The sequence below is a fragment of the Pedobacter sp. NJ-S-72 genome (assembly GCF_053890575.1).
Genome location: NZ_CM132681.1, coordinates 1,131,259 through 1,145,879, shown reverse-complemented (window position 1 = coordinate 1,145,879; position 14,621 = coordinate 1,131,259). Strand labels below are relative to the sequence as shown.

Below are 14,621 nucleotides of genomic sequence, written 5' to 3'. Positions count from 1 at the left end.
GTTCCTTTAGTTTATATCGAAGTTTTGTGAAATTGTAATTGCATTGAAAATATGAGCGAGGAATTTCTCTTTAGTCGTGTTTACTTTTTGCTCATCTTTTGGACCGGTATTGATTAGCTTTTCAACAAATGTGTTGTATCTGTTACTTAAGATCCCTCCTTTTGCCCAATGGTGCTTCTCGTCGAGGAAGATTGTTCCAACGTCTAATTTTTTGAGTTCTGCCTGATTATCCGGAAAGGCCTTGCTATCAAACAGGAATCTGCCAGGAGCAATAGAATTTCTAACCTGATACAGCCAGCCAGGTATAAACTTTGCATCCTTAAAGGTGTAGGCAAACTGCTTGAAATATTCGTTGATATCTTTACATTCTGCATCTGTAATGGTACTGTACTGAAGCAGTTTCTGATTCTCACATTGTTTGATAAACCCTTTAATCCCGGAATCATCAAAAGCAGCACCGTTTTTAGTTAAAGAGATGTGCGCCAGAGAAAAAAATGCACCTAATTTATTGACGAAAATTTCACCGCTTTTATTTTCATTACCAACGAAATCGTCGAAGGAAAAATTGAATGAATTATCTTTAAACTCAACTGCTTTATATAGATAATCTGCCTTTGCACTATCAAAACCAGTTTTGCGGGTAAAAAAGTCATAAGCTGCACAGGCACATAGAAGTTCTGTAATATGACATGGGTTCTTTTGCTCGCTCCCACCGGTTATAGTTTGATTGGAGACGTTATTTCCATCTATTTTTTTACTTTCTATTGGCCAGCCAATATGATATAATAACTTATAGCATTTCTGCACAGTCGGGTCACTCTGATAAAACTGTAAAGCTGCCTGGCTATTTAATGGGAAGAAAGATGAATCAGCAATAACGCTATTCGCTTTGCTTGCTTGATTTCTGCTGAGCATCTGGCTTGTTAAACGTAAAATATTCTGTTAGTAAGGTAGAACCAAACCTTGCTTTAGAGAAGTCAATACTCGCATTTCCATTGGAACGGATCTTTACAAAATCCTGTAAGGCCTGAGGAATCACTGGAATGGACGACGCTCCGGTACCGCCAAATACAGAACCGAAGATAAAAACCCTGGCAGAGGCTCCTGCATTTTCAAGTTTAGTCATAAAAGAATCCAGTTCCCGCTCCTGAGATTGTACCGAAGAGCCTTTCAGGATATTCCTTGCCGCTTCAACAATTCCATGATAAATCAGCATAGAGCCTAAATGCGTTTGTGCACGATAACCATGTTCTAAAGCAAATTCCTGTACAGACTTCGTATCCAGAAACAAGTCAGAGATCAATTTATTAGCACTCTGCTGCTCTGACGTGCCCGTTGTAATTTTGGTAATATTTTTATAGTTCTCTCTTCCGGGACTGGAGTAATTTGTCCAGAACCGGTGGTAAATTCAACTTTGCGGAAAAGAACGTATTTGCATTAGCTGTCCCACCCAAAGTTGTCCCGGATGTTTTGACCCGATTGTACAAGTTGATGAGTTCTTCAACCCTGCCCTTATTACCATTATTCTGATCAGTATCTAAGGTTAATACTTCTATTTCCTGGTTATCAAACATTCCAATACCACACAGGTGGGTGAAAGATTCTAAACAGCGCATTCCGGTACCGCCTATGGCGATTACAAATAGTTTATCCATTAAAATATATTTTGGGAATTAAAACCAGTGACCAATTTTGCCATTGGCAAATACTTTACTGAGTATGAAGCCTAAAAGGATGTACAGGACAAATCCAATTGCTGTCCCTATACTTAAGGCATTTACATAATTGTTTACGACCATCATGTTTGCATCTGGCTTGAATACAAAATAGCCTGATAAGTACGCAACTGCCGGGTTTAAGATAGCTAATATCCAAAACCAGGTTTTGCGTGATTGCGGATCTTTAGGGTTACTCCCTCCCTCAAATTTGATGGCATTTGCAATGATAGCTGCTAAGAGCAGGAAGATTAAGGCGGTAACGATTGAGATAATGTATGCTGATGTAGATTCCATCTTATAATGATTAAGGTTAATTATTGTTGAGTTTTGATATAGTAAGAATAGACTACCTGATGAGCTGGTTTAAGCTCTTGTAAAGTGTTTTTTATAGACTCGTATAAAGCTATATTAGGTACCTGATGTGCATTTACCCATTGGAACTTTAATAGTTTTGGGTTCACAAGATTAGGCGTAGCCGTATTTAATACGATATCAACCTTAACTATTCCATCTGGATTTTGAATGTTTTTAAGCTTGAATTCAGGAGCGAACGACACTCCAAATTCCGCGTTCTTATGATCTGAGGTACTGGTATTTTTAAAGAGAGACTGATTTAACGTGAAAACGTCATTTAGAGGGATTGCAGGTTCTGGTTTATAACTCCACTGCTCCTTTAATTTCCCTCAGTACCATAGCATATTAAAGCAATAGCATCAGTTTGATTATCTGCGAATTTGACCTCGCCATTGCTGCCTTTAGCTAATTTTGGCTGATGCTTTTTAGCTTCATCAGCTCTGGAAAAGTTTTCAAAATCAGTTGTGATATCTGAAACTTTTACATCAAAATCACCGAAGCTATAACTGTCGTCATTGCTCAGGTCGATATATAGCTTCCTGAAAAAATCATTGAACTGTTTCTGGCTTGCATAGGTTGTGTGCAGCTCAGCTATTGTTTTCCAATCTACGCCTAAAGGATAGAATTCAAAATGATTCCCATTTTTAAGGCCATTGATGTAATTAGTCTTTAAATCCAGTATATTTTTAGCAACGTCAGATTTACCATTTGGATCATAAAACACACCACCAGTTTGCTCGCCCTGGTAAGCTGTGCGTAGTTTATAAGATTTATCGGATAAATCAAATCTAGTTGTTAATTGTCCCAGTTTGAATTCAAGTTTGGAAATTCATACTTGATTCATTTGGGTTTCCAGCATTGAAAACGGTGAAATAAAGATGTTTCGCCACTTTACCTTCTTTATAATCTGCAATAAAGAAATGAATTGTATTTCCCTTCGCAAGCCATTTAGAGAAGGGAATTTTCAGAAAAGCTGTATTAGTCACTTCAATGTTTTTTTGCCATTCTTCAAAATCAGTAATCAATAACGCATCATTATTATCATTTACAATTTTTTCAACAGCAGACTGGATCGGGGCCCAAATATCGGCGTACTGGGCGGGGTTACTTACCTGCTGACCTAATTCAGTTGTATTGGCAATAGTTAAAGGAATTATTTTATTTGAGCCCAGTTTGTAAACATCAAATTTTTGAGATAATACTGTATTGAAACAGTTAGTCATCATTTCTTTAATATGCGGATCAGCAAATGCTTTATTGATACCTGAAGAAAAATCAATATACAAAGCAGGATTACCACTTTTTGAGTTGGCATTATTTGGAGCAACAACGGTATGATGATGATGCTTCTTCAATACGTTTGCCTAGTTCCTGATCATAAGGATTAAATTTCGCGAAAGGATCTTCAGCATGTTTACAACCAACGCCAGCGGCCACAACTGTGAACAATACAAATACACCAGTATTCCTGATAAATCCCAGGGTCTTACCTATTTTCATAATTTATAGTTTTAATAATATTATTTAATTACTGAGAGGCCTGGATCAGCGGCTTTAACACCATCTAATCGTGCAACAACCTCATTCAAAATACCTGCGTATTTATACAGGTCATCAAGAGATTGTAATTCGTGTTTGATTTCTTTCTTATTCTCGTCCAGTATAGCCAGATATTTCTTTGTGTTGAGATATAACCTGCATACTGTCTTACGGTTATTATTATCCAGTAGAATAGCAAAATAGGAAAGTGCGTCTCTGTAAGTAATCCTTTTAGAATCGATAGTTTCCCTGAGCATAGATTTAACGACGAAAAACCCTTCAATCTCCTCTTCTGTATGATAATTCCAGACTCTGGAACGGCAGGGATGTTTTCGTCGGTTTTAATAGTCTCCGCAGCGTCTTTATCTTTTTCCTGGTTCAGCGCAGATTTCAACCGCTCACTGATTGCATCGCTGATTAACTGGTTAAATGAGCGTTTGATAATAGGTGCAAATTGTTCTTTAACCTTAGCTGTGATCACTTTTGGATATACCTGTTTGGTAAAGAAAGTGACGAAACCATCCGAAGGATCAGCAATCTCTTTATGAAGGAGACTTTTCAGTTCATTCAGATATTTTAGTTCACTTGCAGTATTGGTAATGTTCTCTACATCAAAATATGACTTATGGAATTTTTTCAATTCTGCAATTTCCGCATCCTTAATTTCGGTTAATTTGAATTCGAAAAATGGGGTACTATCCATCTTGTTTTTTTCAACCAGATCTGTATAAAAGCGATATACTAAACCATTGGTCAGTAAACCAAACTTAGCTTTAGTGGTATGAAAATACCTGAACAACTGGGAATTATGAGGATCTAAATTTTCCAGATGATGTTTGCATTCGATGAGTATAGTTGGGTCGCCATCTTTCATAATTGCGTAATCCACCTTTTCTCCTTTTTTAATGCCCAAATCAGCAATGTATTCAGGGTTTACCTCAAACGGATTAAAAACATCATATCCCATAATCTGAATAAATGGCATAACCAACGCATTTTTAGTAGCTTCTTCTGTTTGTATTTGAGGTAACATCTTCTCAACACGAGATGCTAACTGTGCAATCTGATCTTTGAAATCCATTTGTAGTTTTGTTTAATAATTAATTTTTATAAAGAATGTTATCAGCTGATCATCAATGTTCCCAGCCACATAAGGTTCTTCCTTTGCTTTTGGCTATTTCCAGTGTAGTTTTTAGAATTTTATGCTGGCAATTACTTAAACCCCTGCAATTTGTAGTGTAATGATATCTTGTTGCGGTACTGCTATCACAGATATATACCGTCTTTGAATCTGTGCAGATGAAACTGCTAAAAAAAAGAAATGCTGATAGTAAAATTATCTTCATATGTTTTTATTTAAGTTTTAACAGGATTAGAAGTCTTTAACCTTATTTAGTGAGCCTCTCTGAAATTTCAGCCTCTGTGATTACTTGTCCGTTTGGCAATACCATTATTTTATACCCATCAATTGGGTTTTCAAAAATATGATAGCCACCCCTACAGGTTAAGAACCGATATCTGAACGCCATTAACCCTTTGTAAAACCCTTCTTTTTTTGCGGTCTGATACACATATTGAGAACAGCTTGTCCTGAATATGCATTTGCGTCTTTTATTTTCAGGAATGATGGCCCAGTAAAATTTGATCAGTAGAATAAGGAGGGTTTTCATGATTACCCTCTGCTGAAAACAATCATTTGATACCATGACATATAACCAGCGTGTGCACCAAAACCAAAACATCCATAACTTGGTTTAACATAGGTCGACACGCTTTCTAATCTGATGTATGTCCAACCTTGATTATTGGCCTGCGCGATTATGATTTCCATTTGTTGGGCAACGGCACCTATCGTTTCTTTTCTTTCGTTTAGTGTTGCTGTAAACGGTACTACTTTGTATTCCATGTTTCCTTATTTTTTGTGAGTATTATTTAATTGTTCAACTCTTCAAAAGTATACAGGTCTGGAGCACTTTCCTTACGGGAAACCGTAAGCTGATAAAGTATTTATAAGAAAATTTTATGTTTTTATAAGTTGACTTACAGCAAGTTAAGACAACAGCACCCTAATAAACTGTCTGATGCACAGTGATTTATCGAAAAAGGGGTTACTCCATTTATAACAATGACGATCCACCTGGATTCCCCCCTATTTTCGTGATGAGATTTTGCTTAATAATTCTGGTATTTATTCTTTCGTTATCGTGTATGACAGCTTTCTGAACATGTTTTACAGCCATCAGCAGTAGGATAAGACCTTCTGGCTACAACAACAGCTTCTGTACAAAAAAAAAAATCACCTAAGTATTTTCGGTTTTGCAAGATTGGCAGATACACACAAGATTCATGATGAACTTCATGATCCCCATTGCTCTGCGCATTTTCATTTACATAATATCTCTTTTTCATGTCTATAATTTTTTGATTGTTTAGATCTCAAAAGTATTATTGACACAGATAGCTTTCTTACGTGAAACCGTAAAGCTGTGATATTTATTAAATGATACCCATATCCTTACAATAAGCAATCAATTGTTCATTGTTGGAAAAACCCAATACCTCTTTGATCAGATTAAAACGTTTTTCAACACTACTCAAACCAGAAGGCTTGATATTGTTTTGCTGTAAATGGGTGGGAATTTCCTTTTGTATCACTCCTTTGGAAAGCAAGGAAATAATTGTGATATCGTAATCTGTTAATTCGTAAGAATTTTTCTCTTTTATGGTCTGTTTTAAATCGACAGAAATATACTTATTACCTTTGTAAATAGTATCTATGGCTAACTTAAGGTCTTTTTGCATCATTACGTGCTTTGCGCACATAGGCATTGATGGTCATCTCTTTGAAAAGCGTATCAATAACAGCTGGTTTATTTTCTGCGGAGAAAACAAGAACCTTCAGATCAGGCTGCAAATTTCTCGCAGCTTTTATCAGCTCCATTCCTCCTGCTATTTTTTGCTTGTTGTGATCTTCTTCAAAAGAAAGATCAGTAAGCAGTAAATCATAGGGCTCATCATTTTTGAGCGCCTTCTGTATCCGGCTTAAAGCGTCATCACAATAAAATACATAATGGGCATCCAATATCCCCAGGTCTTTCAATGTTTTTTGTACTGAAATATTGGAGCTTTCGTGGTCTTCGGCAATTAATACTTTTTTGAACATCATTTATCAATTTAAGAAACAGGGAAAGAGATTTGGACTTTCAATCCTTTTTCGGCTTTTGTCTCAAAGATAATTTCTCCATGGATGCTTTTTATACGGTTTCCCGTATTCGTGAGTCCATTATTAAATTGCCCTTCTTTTGAGATACCAATCCCGTTATCAGTATAATAAATGTTTATACAATTGTTCGTTTGCACAAATTTAACAGCAACATTACTTGCACTGCTATGTTTTGTCATGTTGACCATGAGCTCCTGAAGAACATGCTCAATCTCAAGTTTCGCCTGTGTACTCACTTTTTCCCATAAGCCGGCTGTGTTTCCTACCAGTACTATCCTGGTGGTTTCAGTAGCAAAGGACCTCAATAAATCAGATATTTTCACATGAAAATTCTGATCTGTAAATTGCAGTTCTTCGTAGGATATATCACGGGATTTTTCGTACATATTTTCTAATTTATCCAATATAGAATCCCGGTCTAAACTATCCTGATTTTCGATCTCAGTCATTACCCGGTATAATCCATTCGCGACAACATCGTGCACTTTCTTTGATGTCTTTAACTGATTTTCACGAATGGTAGTCTGAGCTTCCAGTTCGAGTCTCTGTTTTCTCTTTTTATACCAGATAACACTATCACAGATCCAGCAAGAAACAATAGCAGTGTACTAAAAAGCAATACTCTCTGTTTGATGATCTGGTATTTTTTATCCATATTTTCTTTCTGAAGTTTGAGATTATCCGATTTGTTTTTCTCAGCTTCGTACCGGATCAGTGCAAATTGATTCTTGGCAGCATCACGTGACTCTTGTAAACTATCAGTCAATTTCTGATATGTTTCAAAATATCTTTTAGTTTCTTCAGGCGGACTAAGTTCTATCAGTTTTTTAAGTGCTTCAATCCGGTCACCGGGGCTTTTTATTTCCTTTGATACCTGATACCTTTTATGAGCAAAAATCAAAGCTGAATCCGGTTGTATCTGTGTATAATAATCTGCAAGATGAGAATAGCTGGCATTTCTTCCCCAAAGATTATTTTCTCTTTCCCGGATATGAAGTGCTTTTAAAAAGTAAGGAGCAGCTTTGTAGTCAGGATTTTGAAGCCATTTTGTTTTGGTCAGGTTAGATAGATAGAATTCGCATATTCTTTTTGACTCAGATCTTTGTTGGAGATAACCTCATTATAAATTTTAATGGCCTGTGGGTATTTTTTGGCTTTCTCATAAGCCAGTGCTATATTACTTAAGGAGATCAGATTAAAAGCTTTATTATTTGAGTATTTTGCAGCTTTATCGTAATATGTTATGGCAAGATCGTAATCTTTGAAATGCAGAAGGTTTAATCCCAGTTCGTTATAATCAGAGGATAAACAGCCGAAATTTTTCTCTTCTTTATCATTTAAAAACGTCAAAGACAGCATTAGACTTTCCTGGCCTCCATAATAATCACCGACATCAGCCTGCATTCTGCCCATGTAGTTATAAGACATGGCTATGTTTAAGCTATCCTTAGAATTTGTGACGATCTTATTAAAATAATAAAAAGCTGAATCATTGTTTTTACCTACAAATGATTCAGCTTTATCAAAGTGGATATTTTTAATTAAAATTTCTGGACTATGCTTTTTATTACAAGCATAAATGCTGAAAAATAAAGACTAAAAAAATGAGTGTTTTTTTTTTCAAACTTGAGAGGTTTTTCTCAAATATAAATAAATAAAGGCAGTAAAAACCGCCTTTATTTATGAGTTATGGATTCTTGGGCGGGTAGTGTCCACCTTCGCCCCCTGTATCAGTAGGAGGCAATTCGCCTTGAATTGATATGGTCGTATTATCGTTATGACATTGAGTAGTTGCAGTAGTATGTCCAGGGCATGCCAGTCCCATTAAAAAGGCAAATATTAATTCTAACATGATTTTAAAAATTTAAAAATGAAATACTCTGTAGTTCCCTGGGAAACCGATCACAGGGAGAGCTACAACTGAAATAAGAAGCGCTTCTTAAATTTTTGGGAAGTGTGAGAATTAATTGCGGGAGCTAATAGCTGCTTCCCAAACCGGATACTAACTCCCGCTTTTTCATCTCATTACGAAATCTGTTTTGTACATTTACTTTGATAGCTGATCAAAGCCTTTAACTGATTTCCGAGACAAATATATAGGAGCATAAAACCTTAATTATCAAATCATTCCGATGATTCCGATGATTCTGTCGGAATTCCGAAAATGCTTATGGGATTCCGTAAATTCCGTTTATTTTTATTCAATAATTTTGGAAAATGTTTGATGATTATAAAGAGAAAGTAATTCTTGCCTATCAGAAAAAGAAGGAAGCGAGCGCCATTTCTATTAATTTATTGCGCCCAACTCCAGGGAAATTGAAAGATGAATGTCTAAGTGTTTTTGGGGAAAGATGTCTACCGAAAGATGAAAAGATATTCAGGCTGTTTTTCGGCCCAAAAGATAAGCTAACCGATTATGGCCATGGCATTAGTAAATTTGAGATTGATAAGTTTAGACCATTATTAAACTTCCTGAATGGAAAGACAAATGTTACTGAAGAAAAAAACATTGAACTTCTTGCCTGGCTGATAGACTTTGAACCAAGACCTTATCAGTACGGAGTTAATTATAAAGAGGAAATAAAAGCAGAAATTGCTCAGGAAATTATCGATAATCCTCTGAAAACTGAAAATCAGGATAAGTGGGATTCACCAATTACATCAAATGATGAGATTGCGGGCGAAGAAGTTGAGGTGGCTGTAGCCGATATCTCAACTATAGGAAATGAAGTGATCAAAGAAACTGAGGCTATAACCCCGGAAATCCAGACTGCTTTTGGAAAATTTGAAAAAGTAAAAAGGACAGTATCGGGGTCAAATATCAAAAAAGCTATTACCTCTATTATGATCATAGCAGCAGCAAGCAGCGGAACCTATTTCTTTATCAGTATTCCACCACAAGAATGTATGTACTGGACAGGTGATCATTATAAACGTGTTTCCTGCAACAAAAAAATAGATAATGCCTCGGTAATCGCTTTGGATACAGTAAAAGCTGCTCATTTAGAAAAAATCACCCAGCCTGATACACTTACGCACAACGCTGTGGGTAAAGTCTGGTATACAAAAAATAGATGGCGAGATAGAATTTTACACCTCAGATGGTTTCCATCCGATATACTATGATGTAAGACTAAAACCAGTTACAGTATATATACTAAATAAGTACGTTCACCGAAATTGACACTACAACCCCTCTCAGGGTACTTTTACTCCCTTTTCAAATAATAACTACAAAATCCATAGATTTTATGTGTTTAGTAAAAAAGAATACTATATTTGTATTACAAAAACAACAATAGAATCTAATGAGAACAGACTTGCATTTTATAAAAATGAAAAAAAACAGAGCTAAAGAAGGAACTCTCTTTCTATTAGACAGTCACTGTTGTTGTTGATTCTGTTCAGTGATCACTGAGCAAGACTAAAATGTCTGCAAATCCCATAGCATATTTTGAATTTAACCAGATGCGAAAACATTCGCATGGCTTTGCTTTGCGACCTATCCCCTTTCCAACAATCATCAAACTAACGCATAATGCCAGCTATCTGGCCAGCGTATAATCAACGAACCATTTAAACCTAATATGATGAAGAAACAGTTACTTATTATCTTTTCATTTATACTCATGGCAAATTATGTTTTTGCCCAAAGCCCAATAACAGGCGTTATAAAAACTAGTAACGGCACTACGATACCACATGCAACAGTATCGATCAGAGGTACTAAAATTTCTGTAATTGCAGATGTCGATGGTAAGTTCAGTATCGATTCAAAACAAGAGCTTCCATTTTATCTTCGGGTCAGCTCAGTTGGCTATAAGTCTCAGGATTTTCAGGTTTTAAAACTTCAGGATACACCTTTCGAGTTAGTGCTGATTGAAAGCGAACTATTAGATGAGATTGTTGTTACTTCAAGAAGACGTTCAGAGGTCCTGCAGGACGTGCCTATTGCAATTACCGTTATCGGCGGGCAAGCTGCAGAAAATGCAGGAGCTTTTAATGTTAACCGTTTAAAAGAGCTGGTGCCTTCTGTACAGTTGTATGCTTCGAATGCCAGAAATACGACACTTAATATCAGAGGGCTGGGCTCAACATTTGGTTTAACCAATGATGGTATTGATCCTGGAGTAGGATTTTATGTAGACGGTGTGTATCAGGCTCGTCCTGCTGCTACCTCTACTGATTTTCTTGATATTGAACAAATAGAAATCCTTCGTGGCCCGCAAGGAACATTATTCGGCAAGAATACTACTGCCGGCGCATTTAACATCACTACAGCTAAACCAACTCAAACTCCAGGCGGAAAAGTTGAACTGAGTTTTGGGAACTACAACTTTTTGCAAGCAAAAACATCGGTTTCCGGAGCAGTTGCAAAAAACCTTTCAGCAAGATTATCTATTTCCGGAACGCAACGCGATGGTACAATTCTAAATACTAAAGAAGAACGCAGATATAGCGGTCAAAACAACCTTGGTTTCAAAGGTCAGCTATATTTTACCCCATCAGATAAATTACAAATATTGTTAAGTGGCGATGTAAGTGTCCAGCACCCTGCTGGTTATCCACTTGTTATTGCAGTGTTACAACCACAGAAAGAAGTGCTTTTCGTCAGTATGCTAAAATTGTTTCTGATTTAGGATATCAGCAGCCTGTAGTAGATCCTGCTTCCAGAACAATCAATACCAATACTCCCTGGAAGCATGACCAGTCAATTGGTGGTATATCCGTTAATGTAGATTATAAGATAGGAACAGGAACGCTTACTTCAACTACTGCCTGGAGATTCTGGAACTGGAACCCTACAAACGATAGAGATTTCTCTGAATTGTCAGCATTAACCAAATCCCAGGGAAACTCCCGCCACGATCAGTATTCGCAAGAACTTAGATACGCTGGTAATCTATCTGAAAAAGTAAGTGGCGTAGTTGGTCTATTTGCCCTTAGCCAGAATTTGAAAGGATTAGACCAGACCGAAGAAGTAGGGAAAGATCAGTGGAGATTTGTGCAAACAAGTAATACTGGTGCTCAGGCATTATACTCGACACCTGGCTTGTTAGATGGCTACGGTATCAGAACCAATTCGACCATTAAATCATTAAGTGCTGCTGTATTTGCACAGGTTGACTGGGAGTTTCTAAATCACTTCCATGTTCTACCTGGTTTAAGATATACTTATGATAAAAAAGATGTTAATTATGACAGGGCAACTTATGGAGGTCTGCAAACTACTAGTGCTGATTTGCTTGCTCTTAAATCCGCAGTTTATAATAATCAGCGTTTCACTACCAATGTAGACAACAATAATTTATCTGGTAATATCACGCTGTCATACCGCCCTGGTCCAAGGTTAAACGCTTATGGAACTTTCTCTACTGCTTATAAACCAGTAGGCGTCAATGTTGGTGGCTTGCCAAATACTTCTAATGGAGAAGCAGACCTCTCTGTAGCTGTAGTCAAACCAGAATATGTTCAACATTATGAATTAGGTGTTAAAACCAAACCAATTAAAGGTGCGATAGTAAATATCAGTGCATTTACTACAGATATTAAGGATTACCAAACGAATGTGCAATCACACAATTAGGTGTAAACAGAGGTTATCTTGCCAATGCAGAAAAAGTTAACGTGAAAGGTCTGGAAGTTGATGGAAGTTATCAGTTAGGAAGATTCTTAAGTTTAAATGCTGCTCTCGCTTATCTTGACGGAAAATATGTAAAATTCACAAATGCACCGCTACCATTAGAAGAAACCGGACATACGGAACTTGTGAATGGTTTAGCTACACAGGTAGCATTTAAAGATGCTTCAGGAGGCAGATTACCAGGTATATCTAAATGGAATGTTTCCGGTGGTGCAGAATTCAGTAATCCTGGTAAGCTGACTACCTTAGCAGGCAGATATTTTATTGCCGCGGATGCGAGTTACCGTTCAGAATATTCTTCAAACCCAACACCTTCACGTGTGTTAAATGTTGAAGGTTATGCATTGTTGAATGCCAGATTAGGATTTAAGTCAGATAAGTTCTCTGTATTTTTCTGGGCCAGAAATATCGCTAATAAAAATTATTACGAACAATACAAGCTGCAGCAGGTAACTCTGGTTTATATGCCGGCGTACTTGGTGATCCTAGAACTTATGGGATTACTCTCCGCTATAATTTCTAGGATCGTTTGATTCATATGGTGAAAGAGCCGTCTCATAGATAAAATATGAGACGGCTCTTCTTGTTAAAATTAGAGTATAAAAATTTAATAATCTCTCTTTTTTCCGGGCTGGATACGGATCTCATAAGGAATATGTGCTTTGCCCCAGTTACAAAGCTCATGCATCACTGCAGTTAAATCAGATCCACTTTTAGTAATATGATATTCTACTTTTGAAGGAACTTCCTGGAATATTTCCTTTTTCACAAGTTCCGATTTTACAAGCTCGTTGAGTACGGATGATAATACATTATCTGAAATCCCATTTAAACAATCTTTTAATTGTGAAAATCGGGAGATATCCTTTCCAATCAGGACCAGTATTTCTGATACCCATCTTTTTCCTATGATTTTCAACACCTTGTTTAAGGGACATCTTTCATCAAGATAAAATTCATTTATGGAGTTTGTTGAATTTGTTTTTTTTTTTTTGACTCACACTCATTTATTTATTAGTAACTCACAATTGGCAACGCGTTGATGTGCAGGACTATTCTACCTTATCTTTGTGCTATAAAAATACAGTTATTAAATATAAAAAAATGAAAACATATCAAATTACTGAAGGATACAGCATAACCTCTCTCGCCCTTGTTGAGAAAGATTGTCCTAAACTACAACCTCACGAAGTACTAGTTAAGATCCAGGCAACATCCCTTAATTACAGAGATCTTCTGGTGATCAAAGGCGTGGCTGACTGGAAACCACCAGTTGGAAGAATACCAATTTCAGATGGTGCAGGAACAGTTGTAGAAACAGGTAGTGAAGTTACTGCTGTCACCAAAAATGATAAGGTAGCCGGACTCTTTTTGCCTAAATGGATAGAAGGTAAGCTGACAGCTGATAAAAAGGTCTATTCATTGGGAGGCAAGCTAAGAGATGGTTTATTACAGGAATACGTAGTGTTTCACGAAAGTGAATTGATCAGAGTGCCCGATTTTTTAACCAATGAAGAAGCAGCGACACTTCCTTGTGCTGCACTTACAGCCTGGCATGCTTTAGTCGAGAAAGGAGACATTAAAGCTGGTTCAAAAGTACTCATTCAAGGTACAGGAGGAGTTTCATTATTCTCTATACAGTTTGCACAAATGGCCGGTGCAGAAGTTATTCTGCTTTCTGGCAGCGAAGAGAAATTGGCACTGGCAAAACAATTAGGTGTAAATCACCTGATTAATTATAAACAAGTACCCAACTGGGAAAAAGACGTGATGCAAATCACTAACGGTAAAGGCGTTGACCAGGTTATTGAAGTGGTTGGAGGAAATCATATCAATAAATCTATGGAAGTTGTCGCTCTGGATGGGACAATATCTATAATTGGTTTAATTGGCGGATTAAGTGGCGATATTAACACCAGCAAAATCATGTCAAAACAAAATTAAATTGCAGGGTATAGAAACAGGCTCAAAAGAAATGTTTGACAGGATGAATAAAGCTATAACAACAAATCAACTACACCCGGTTATAGATAAGTTATATTCATTTGAAGAAACAAGGGAAGCTTTATTATCACTGGAACAAGGTTCTCATTTTGGCAAGATCTGCTTGAGTTTTTAATCAAATCATCTTATTGACAAATCT

At 36.7% G+C, this 14,621-nt stretch carries 23 protein-coding genes; 6 read left to right on the top strand and 17 right to left on the bottom strand.

The window, feature by feature from the left end:
- Positions 1-6 precede the first annotated feature (6 nt).
- From ACWYN3_RS07545 to ACWYN3_RS07470, 16 genes are all read right to left on the bottom strand, one after another.
- Positions 7-915 (bottom strand): hypothetical protein, encoded by a 909-nt coding sequence (locus ACWYN3_RS07545; RefSeq protein WP_456220584.1) that lies wholly within the window; start codon positions 913-915, stop codon positions 7-9.
- Positions 881-1,303 (bottom strand): hypothetical protein, encoded by a 423-nt coding sequence (locus ACWYN3_RS07540; RefSeq protein WP_456220583.1) that lies wholly within the window; start codon positions 1,301-1,303, stop codon positions 881-883. Before ACWYN3_RS07540 ends, ACWYN3_RS07545 begins: the two co-directional genes overlap by 35 nt.
- Positions 1,304-1,355: 52 nt before the next feature.
- Positions 1,356-1,655: a hypothetical protein gene (locus ACWYN3_RS07535; protein ID WP_456220582.1), complete on the bottom strand. Its 300-nt coding sequence runs from the start codon at positions 1,653-1,655 to the stop codon at positions 1,356-1,358.
- 18 nt (positions 1,656-1,673) lie between these two features.
- Positions 1,674-2,012: a hypothetical protein gene (locus tag ACWYN3_RS07530; RefSeq protein WP_456220581.1), complete on the bottom strand. Its 339-nt coding sequence runs from the start codon at positions 2,010-2,012 to the stop codon at positions 1,674-1,676.
- Positions 2,013-2,032: 20 nt separating this feature from the next.
- Positions 2,033-2,275, bottom strand: coding sequence for a hypothetical protein (locus ACWYN3_RS07525; RefSeq protein ID WP_456220580.1), 243 nt, complete (start codon positions 2,273-2,275; stop codon positions 2,033-2,035).
- 116 nt (positions 2,276-2,391) lie between these two features.
- On the bottom strand, positions 2,392-2,796 hold the full coding sequence (locus ACWYN3_RS07520) for a hypothetical protein (protein WP_456220579.1): 405 nt from the start codon (positions 2,794-2,796) through the stop codon (positions 2,392-2,394).
- A gap of 91 nt (positions 2,797-2,887) precedes the next feature.
- Positions 2,888-3,427: a hypothetical protein gene (locus ACWYN3_RS07515; protein WP_456220578.1), complete on the bottom strand. Its 540-nt coding sequence runs from the start codon at positions 3,425-3,427 to the stop codon at positions 2,888-2,890.
- A complete protein-coding gene (locus ACWYN3_RS07510) occupies positions 3,387-3,572 on the bottom strand; it encodes a hypothetical protein (RefSeq protein WP_456220577.1) in 186 nt (61 codons plus the stop codon). Before ACWYN3_RS07510 ends, ACWYN3_RS07515 begins: the two co-directional genes overlap by 41 nt.
- A gap of 85 nt (positions 3,573-3,657) precedes the next feature.
- Positions 3,658-4,692, bottom strand: a complete 1,035-nt coding sequence (locus ACWYN3_RS07505) for a type I restriction endonuclease (RefSeq protein WP_456220576.1) — start codon at positions 4,690-4,692, stop codon at positions 3,658-3,660.
- Positions 4,693-4,999: 307 nt separating this feature from the next.
- Positions 5,000-5,281 (bottom strand): membrane protein insertion efficiency factor YidD, encoded by a 282-nt coding sequence (gene yidD, locus ACWYN3_RS07500; protein ID WP_456220575.1) that lies wholly within the window; start codon positions 5,279-5,281, stop codon positions 5,000-5,002.
- 2 nt (positions 5,282-5,283) lie between these two features.
- On the bottom strand, positions 5,284-5,517 hold the full coding sequence (locus ACWYN3_RS07495) for a hypothetical protein (protein ID WP_456220574.1): 234 nt from the start codon (positions 5,515-5,517) through the stop codon (positions 5,284-5,286).
- Between the two features lie 590 nt (positions 5,518-6,107).
- The gene (locus ACWYN3_RS07490) at positions 6,108-6,416 is read right to left on the bottom strand and encodes a hypothetical protein (RefSeq protein WP_456220573.1); all 309 of its coding nucleotides are present in this window, start codon (positions 6,414-6,416) and stop codon (positions 6,108-6,110) included.
- A complete protein-coding gene (locus tag ACWYN3_RS07485) occupies positions 6,397-6,777 on the bottom strand; it encodes a response regulator (protein ID WP_456220572.1) in 381 nt (126 codons plus the stop codon). Before ACWYN3_RS07485 ends, ACWYN3_RS07490 begins: the two co-directional genes overlap by 20 nt.
- An 8-nt stretch (positions 6,778-6,785) precedes the next feature.
- Positions 6,786-7,319, bottom strand: coding sequence for a sensor histidine kinase (locus ACWYN3_RS07480; protein ID WP_456220571.1), 534 nt, complete (start codon positions 7,317-7,319; stop codon positions 6,786-6,788).
- 14 nt (positions 7,320-7,333) lie between these two features.
- A complete protein-coding gene (locus tag ACWYN3_RS07475) occupies positions 7,334-7,735 on the bottom strand; it encodes a hypothetical protein (RefSeq protein WP_456220570.1) in 402 nt (133 codons plus the stop codon).
- Between the two features lie 155 nt (positions 7,736-7,890).
- On the bottom strand, positions 7,891-8,262 hold the full coding sequence (locus ACWYN3_RS07470; RefSeq protein ID WP_456220569.1) for a tetratricopeptide repeat protein: 372 nt from the start codon (positions 8,260-8,262) through the stop codon (positions 7,891-7,893).
- Between the two features lie 789 nt (positions 8,263-9,051).
- On the opposite strand from ACWYN3_RS07470, the gene ACWYN3_RS07465 reads away from it, so the two are divergent.
- The 4 genes from ACWYN3_RS07465 (at position 9,052) to ACWYN3_RS07450 (ending at position 13,011) form a co-directional block, all read left to right on the top strand.
- The gene (locus ACWYN3_RS07465) at positions 9,052-9,960 is read left to right on the top strand and encodes a hypothetical protein (RefSeq protein WP_456220568.1); all 909 of its coding nucleotides are present in this window, start codon (positions 9,052-9,054) and stop codon (positions 9,958-9,960) included.
- A gap of 461 nt (positions 9,961-10,421) precedes the next feature.
- Positions 10,422-11,474: a TonB-dependent receptor gene (locus tag ACWYN3_RS07460; protein ID WP_456220567.1), complete on the top strand. Its 1,053-nt coding sequence runs from the start codon at positions 10,422-10,424 to the stop codon at positions 11,472-11,474.
- Complete coding sequence (locus ACWYN3_RS07455; RefSeq protein ID WP_456222925.1) at positions 11,357-12,421, top strand: TonB-dependent receptor domain-containing protein; 1,065 nt, start codon at positions 11,357-11,359, stop codon at positions 12,419-12,421. Before ACWYN3_RS07460 ends, ACWYN3_RS07455 begins: the two co-directional genes overlap by 118 nt.
- 41 nt (positions 12,422-12,462) lie before the next feature.
- A complete protein-coding gene (locus ACWYN3_RS07450; RefSeq protein ID WP_456220566.1) occupies positions 12,463-13,011 on the top strand; it encodes a TonB-dependent receptor domain-containing protein in 549 nt (182 codons plus the stop codon).
- A 74-nt stretch (positions 13,012-13,085) separates the two neighbouring features.
- Here the strand turns inward: ACWYN3_RS07450 and ACWYN3_RS07445 are convergent, their stop codons facing one another.
- Positions 13,086-13,397: a winged helix-turn-helix transcriptional regulator gene (locus ACWYN3_RS07445; RefSeq protein ID WP_456220565.1), complete on the bottom strand. Its 312-nt coding sequence runs from the start codon at positions 13,395-13,397 to the stop codon at positions 13,086-13,088.
- 185 nt (positions 13,398-13,582) lie between these two features.
- Between ACWYN3_RS07445 and ACWYN3_RS07440 the strand changes: the two genes are divergently transcribed.
- The gene (locus tag ACWYN3_RS07440) at positions 13,583-14,422 is read left to right on the top strand and encodes a zinc-dependent alcohol dehydrogenase family protein (protein ID WP_456220564.1); all 840 of its coding nucleotides are present in this window, start codon (positions 13,583-13,585) and stop codon (positions 14,420-14,422) included.
- Positions 14,379-14,597 carry a zinc-binding dehydrogenase gene (locus ACWYN3_RS07435; protein WP_456220563.1) on the top strand — a complete coding sequence of 73 codons (219 nt, stop codon included), beginning with the start codon at positions 14,379-14,381 and terminating at the stop codon, positions 14,595-14,597. The genes ACWYN3_RS07440 and ACWYN3_RS07435 overlap by 44 nt, the downstream gene beginning before the upstream one ends.
- The last annotated feature ends 24 nt before the right edge of the window (positions 14,598-14,621 follow it).

Coding starts and splice junctions, on each gene's coding strand:
- ACWYN3_RS07505 (WP_456220576.1), bottom strand. CDS start 4,692: ATGGATTTCAAAGATCAGATTGCACAGTTAGCATCTCGTGTTGAGAAG.
- ACWYN3_RS07485 (WP_456220572.1), bottom strand. CDS start 6,777: ATGATGTTCAAAAAAGTATTAATTGCCGAAGACCACGAAAGCTCCAAT.
- ACWYN3_RS07490 (WP_456220573.1), bottom strand. CDS start 6,416: ATGATGCAAAAAGACCTTAAGTTAGCCATAGATACTATTTACAAAGGT.
- ACWYN3_RS07535 (WP_456220582.1), bottom strand. CDS start 1,655: ATGGATAAACTATTTGTAATCGCCATAGGCGGTACCGGAATGCGCTGT.
- ACWYN3_RS07530 (WP_456220581.1), bottom strand. CDS start 2,012: ATGGAATCTACATCAGCATACATTATCTCAATCGTTACCGCCTTAATC.
- yidD (WP_456220575.1), bottom strand. CDS start 5,281: ATGAAAACCCTCCTTATTCTACTGATCAAATTTTACTGGGCCATCATT.
- ACWYN3_RS07510 (WP_456220577.1), bottom strand. CDS start 3,572: ATGAAAATAGGTAAGACCCTGGGATTTATCAGGAATACTGGTGTATTT.
- ACWYN3_RS07465 (WP_456220568.1), top strand. CDS start 9,052: ATGTTTGATGATTATAAAGAGAAAGTAATTCTTGCCTATCAGAAAAAG.
- ACWYN3_RS07440 (WP_456220564.1), top strand. CDS start 13,583: ATGAAAACATATCAAATTACTGAAGGATACAGCATAACCTCTCTCGCC.
- ACWYN3_RS07545 (WP_456220584.1), bottom strand. CDS start 915: ATGCTCAGCAGAAATCAAGCAAGCAAAGCGAATAGCGTTATTGCTGAT.
- ACWYN3_RS07495 (WP_456220574.1), bottom strand. CDS start 5,517: ATGGAATACAAAGTAGTACCGTTTACAGCAACACTAAACGAAAGAAAA.
- ACWYN3_RS07470 (WP_456220569.1), bottom strand. CDS start 8,262: ATGTCTTATAACTACATGGGCAGAATGCAGGCTGATGTCGGTGATTAT.
- ACWYN3_RS07460 (WP_456220567.1), top strand. CDS start 10,422: ATGATGAAGAAACAGTTACTTATTATCTTTTCATTTATACTCATGGCA.